Raw genomic sequence first — 5,104 nt, forward strand, 5'->3', positions numbered from 1 at the left:
GTCAGATGTGTATAAGAGACAGTGTATAAATTTATTTAGAATTACGACTTGTGTTTTGGCGGATACATACCCCCTGCGTAAACTGGTAAGTATGGATTCGATAACCGCTCATAATCTTACATTTGAAGACGAAGTTTTACAGGTGCTGTCATCTGCGAAAGATGCGCATCCTCATGATGTGGATTCGTCCATTATGGCAATGATGTGTGTGGAGCGAGATACTCGTTTTTATGCTGATACGTTACATGCAGTACTAAGTCAATCAATTCTTCCTGGAACTTTAGTAATAGTCGATTGTGCTAGTCGAGTAAAGCAGACTATGCAAACGAATTTACAAATAAAAATTAATTCATCTAAGCTTGCGGGAGCAATTAATACTAGGAAATCATTATTGCAGAATGCTAATAATATCGATTCCAATAATGCAATTGATAGCGATTCAAAATATAGACCAAATACTAATCGCGTAAATAATACTCGCGTAAACAATAGTGAAAATAAATCTGTACACATAATTATTATTCCTATTTCTTATGCTCATTCTTTTGGAGATGCAATAGAAAAATCTTTGCGCAAGATTTTGCCTTGTGCAGGAGTTTCTGCATTATGGCTTTTGCATGATGATTCTCGTCCTGCAGACTTCCATTGCTTAGAATATTTGCGTGAAACTTGGCGCAATACTCCGACTGCATCAGTATTGGGAGCTAAACAAGTTGATTGGCAAGGAAATATCTTGCATAACGTTGGAATGTATGCTTGGCGTCACGGTGTTCATACTCTTACTGTTGACGGCGAGCCAGATCAAGAACAGTATGATGGACGTGGAGATGTGTATGCAGTATCGCTAGCAGGTGCTTTAGTCACATTAACTGCATGGCAGACTTTACGCGGTACGCAACCATGGATGACAACTTTTGGCGAATCAAGAGATTTTTGTCGTAGAGTATGTCTATCTGGAGGTCGTGTTGTTGTAGTTCCTTCAGCTCGTATCGCACACAGGCGTGCAAGGTTAGAAGGTATCCGTACTCGTAACGGTGATGCTAGAAATCATAATAATTCAGGATCTAAGTATGGTGTAGCAGCTTCTCTCGTAGCTAAGCAGCGTTACAAATACACTGATATTAGTATTTTTTTGTGGCCTCTTATATGGATTCTTAGTTTGCCTGCTTGTTTCGTTGGCGCTTTGCATTCGCTGTTTGCTAAACATCCTTATATAGCGTGGATTCGTCTGCTTTTGCCATGGCTTGCTATTATGCAATTACCTAGAGCAGTTTTTGCTCGCAGAAGGGTTGCAAGGAATACTCGTGTTCCATTAAAACGACTTGTTCCTCTTATCGCAGATCGTCATCAAGTTGCACGTTGGCGTGATCGTAGTTCTGCTTTCCAAGCTCAACAGCATTTCGTGCTGTTGAGTCCTCTAGCGAAGCGGCATTTGCATATTCGAGTGTTGCGTAGGTGGAGTGCTGTTATTCTTGCGTCTCTTCTTCTTTTTGCAGTCATATTGAATTTATATGGCTCTCCATGGCGTGAAATTTTAAGTGGCGCTTCTTGGAATGCACAGCAATGGTTACCAACGGGTGCAGATTTCAATCAACTATGGAATTCTGCTATTGGTGCATGGGTTCCTGATGATGGTTTTGGACCTGCAATTCCTCCAGCACCATGGCTAAGTATTTGGGCAATCGCATCAATTGTGGTTGGTGCTAACCCGTTATTGGCTGTCACATTAATGTTCTTCTTAGCTGCTCCAGCTATGTGTTTAAGTTTTTGGGCTCTTGCTGGCGTATTTACGCGCTCGGATACTGTGCGTGTATGCGCTGGTATTTGCTGGACTATGATTGCTATTGCTTTTGGTTTGTTTGCACGCGGTGATTTGCCAATGTTAATGACTATGGCATTTTTGCCTGCAGCATTTGCTTTTGCGTTCCATGCTGTTGGAATGTACGTAACAGAAGATCCTGTGCGTCCTGTTAAATCCACTCAATGTGCAGCATGCGCAGCATTATGCTTTATGGTTCCAGTAGCTGCAGAACCGCAGCTTGTTTTGCCTCTTATTGTTATTTTTATTGCGTCGTTTATTATGGTGCGCTCTCATCGTATTATGTTCGCGCTTATGCCTATACCATCGATAATTGTTTTGCTTCCTACAATAGGAAGTGCTATTAGATATGGCGAATCTGGAATGTGGCGTCAATTGTTCTCTAGTATGGCTTTGCCATTGAGAAGTGTGCAAGGTGCTCCACGCGTAAGCGATTACGCTGATGTTTTGTTGCACGCTTTTAATATGGCTTCTCCTAATGTTGAAATTAATATGCCATTGATGAGCTTAAGAACAATAATAATGGTAATTTTTGCAATTCTAGCTGTTGTTATGGCTGTTACGTCATTAACTTTGCCTTTTGCTTTGCGAGTTTCTCGAATGATGTGGGTTGTGATTATTTCCGGAATGCTGTTATCTCTTATTGCCGCTCGTGTTGTAGTTGCATCCGATATTTCAGGACCTGTTGCTGCAAGCGTTTTGCCTGGAGTCGCATTATCTACTGTCGGCATTTTATCTTGTATGTGCATGGTTGCCGGTCAAGCTGTTCGACGCTTTGAGCCACTACGTACTTCGAAGGAATCTGAGTCTCAAATTTTTGATAACTATAAAACTCGTGCAAGTAGACGTGCTGCAATGCGTCGTTCTGCGGCACAATTGTTGCAGCGCATAATTCGCATAGCACGCGCTGTTCTTGCAAGTAGCATGTTGACTATGGCGGTTCTTTTGGGTCTTTTTGCTGTATTGAGCGGACCTGCTACATCTATTTGCGCAAATAACAATGAGCTCCCTATGGTTGTTTCTGATTATTTGCGAAAAGACGATACTCGGCGAATACTTGCTTTAAGAGCTCAAAGTAGCCATGATTTGTCAATCTCTATTATGCGAACATCTAAGGGAGATGCAATAGACGAATCTCCAGCACTTCGTGTTAGACAAGTAATGTTTGGTGATTCATCAAGCAATAAAGCAATATATCGTGCCTCAGCACAATTGTTATCTCATGCAGATAATGGCGCAATTTCAACGTTAAAGCAACTTGGAATTGGCGGTATTTATATTGTTAATAGTTCAGAAAATAAGCAGGTTTCCCATAAAACTTCTATGTCAATACAACAATTGTTACATCCTTCTGTGCAAACAGTGAGTAATGTTAACAAAGAAGCTACTGAACAATTAATTGCACACGTTAACGCTTCTGACGGTACACAATTGGTTGTTTCATCACCGCAAGGAACTTATTGCAGATTTGATGGTGTGCCTGATTCTAAGTCGTTGTCTTCTACATCTCCGTATTATCGATCTAGGCCTCTTGCGTGGAGAGTTCCTTGGATTATTGTTTCTTCTATGGTATTACTGCTGTACTGTATTGTTGCCGTGCCTCGATTTGGCAGACATGCAATGATAGAACGTTCAGATGACAGGCATGAGGAGGAATTAGATGAACTGGCATAAAAATCCTCATGAGGGCTCTAAGCATGGTGAAGTAAATGCGGATGTAGATATTAATCGCAAGAACAAAATAGTCAGTATTGTCTCACTTGCTATTTTTAGTGCAATAATACTTATTGCTTCTGCATGTGTTGTTGCATTATGCTTACCAATGTCTCACTTTGTAGACAATCCTAATACTCCATCTAGTGGCGTTATAAGTAGTGTTGGTTCTACTCGTTTGCAAACTATTTGTCCTATTCGATTGTCTCTTCCAGATTTGACTCAATATGGTGATAGCGAATATAACGAATCAGAAGGCGATTTACAATCTTCTGCTCGTTATGGTGCTTTTGGAGATGTGTATAGTTCTAGCTTGCGTAACATACGAGATAACAATGATCAATCTATTACGTTGAATTCAAAATCAACTGATGATGATACGTCAGCTTTTATTGCTAACAATAATGTAAATCATGACGCTCAAGTTCTAGAAGGACATTTGTCACGAGTTGGATCTGGCACTGGAATATCTGCTTCCATGGTTTCATGGGCTACTAAAGGTGACGTAAAAGGTTTATCTGCAACTACCTGTTCAATGCCGTCTATGAAACAGACATTCCTAGTTCCAGAATCTGCTGATGGAATTTCTATTCGTTTAGAAGCGTTTAATGCTGCTTCAAAATCCACTGTTGTTCGTGTTAGAGCTTGGTCTGCTGAGCACGGCAGCAATCAGTTAAATCTTTCTACAGGAAGTGCTTCTACTGTTCCTGCTCGTTCTCATGCATATTTTGATCTTGCTGCTGCCTCTCCTAAGACTTCTGGATTATACGTGCAAGTTGAAAGTGAGCAGACACCTATAGCATCATTTGTAAAAGTCGTTCATATGAGTGGCTTATCTGTAAAAGGTGTAGATATTGTTCATGAATTAAGCACTCAATCTAATACAAATATTCTTTCAGGTATTAGTGAAGGCGATCAATCTAAGTTATATGTATGGCCAAATAAAGATGGTAATGTAACGCTTTCATGGATGAATGATACAGGTTCTAAAGAAGTAAAGAATTTGACGTTAAAAGCACACCATTTGCAAGTTGTCGATCTTGGAAAAGTTCCGGAGCATGCTAATGCTTTGAGCGTAAGTGGAGATGTTCCTACTCAAGTAATGATGTCCATTACTAAAGATGGCAAAGATAATCAATCAGATGTAGCTTTTATTACACCATCTAACGTACAAGGTAGTGGCGCAATTGTATCGCCTGTTTCTGCTAATGAAACAGCTCTATACCTTTCTTCTTCAAGTGATAAAGATACTGCTGTGCGTTTGCAAGGATTTGATTTAAATGGTGTATTAGCTGCTACAAAAAACGTAACGATTCCTGCGAATGCATCTTTAAGAATTCCTGTTTCAGAAATTTCGCACGATGCAGTTATGTTTATTGCGAAATCGCATAGCAAAGTTGCTTTGTCTGCCCGTATTCATAAAGATGAAATCGATAAGGCTGGTATAGCAGGTATTTCTTGGCTTTCTGCGCAATCTTTGGAACCGCAAGAAATGAAGGTATACGTTAAAACTGACAATCATATTGTGCAATAATACGAATAAAAATATTGCTATAAGCGACTATAAATTAA

Annotated in this window: 2 protein-coding genes; both read left to right on the top strand. The window is 40.0% G+C overall.

The window, feature by feature from the left end; all coding sequences use genetic code 11:
• Positions 1 to 91 precede the first annotated feature (91 nt).
• Positions 92 to 3,493 carry a glycosyltransferase family 2 protein gene (locus A5295_RS04240; RefSeq protein ID WP_064621808.1) on the top strand — a complete coding sequence of 1,134 codons (3,402 nt, stop codon included), beginning with the start codon at positions 92 to 94 and terminating at the stop codon, positions 3,491 to 3,493.
• Positions 3,480 to 5,066 carry a DUF5719 family protein gene (locus tag A5295_RS04245; protein WP_012914043.1) on the top strand — a complete coding sequence of 529 codons (1,587 nt, stop codon included), beginning with the start codon at positions 3,480 to 3,482 and terminating at the stop codon, positions 5,064 to 5,066. Before A5295_RS04240 ends, A5295_RS04245 begins: the two co-directional genes overlap by 14 nt.
• Positions 5,067 to 5,104 lie beyond the last annotated feature (38 nt).

The sequence above is a fragment of the Gardnerella sp. 26-12 genome, assembly GCF_001660745.1.
Classification (GTDB): Bacteria; Actinomycetota; Actinomycetes; order Actinomycetales; family Bifidobacteriaceae; genus Bifidobacterium; species Bifidobacterium swidsinskii.

Bases quoted from the DNA above. Each gene is read 5' to 3' on its own strand.
- A5295_RS04240 (WP_064621808.1), top strand. From the start codon at position 92: ATGGATTCGATAACCGCTCATAATCTTACATTTGAAGACGAAGTTTTA.
- A5295_RS04245 (WP_012914043.1), top strand. From the start codon at position 3,480: ATGAACTGGCATAAAAATCCTCATGAGGGCTCTAAGCATGGTGAAGTA.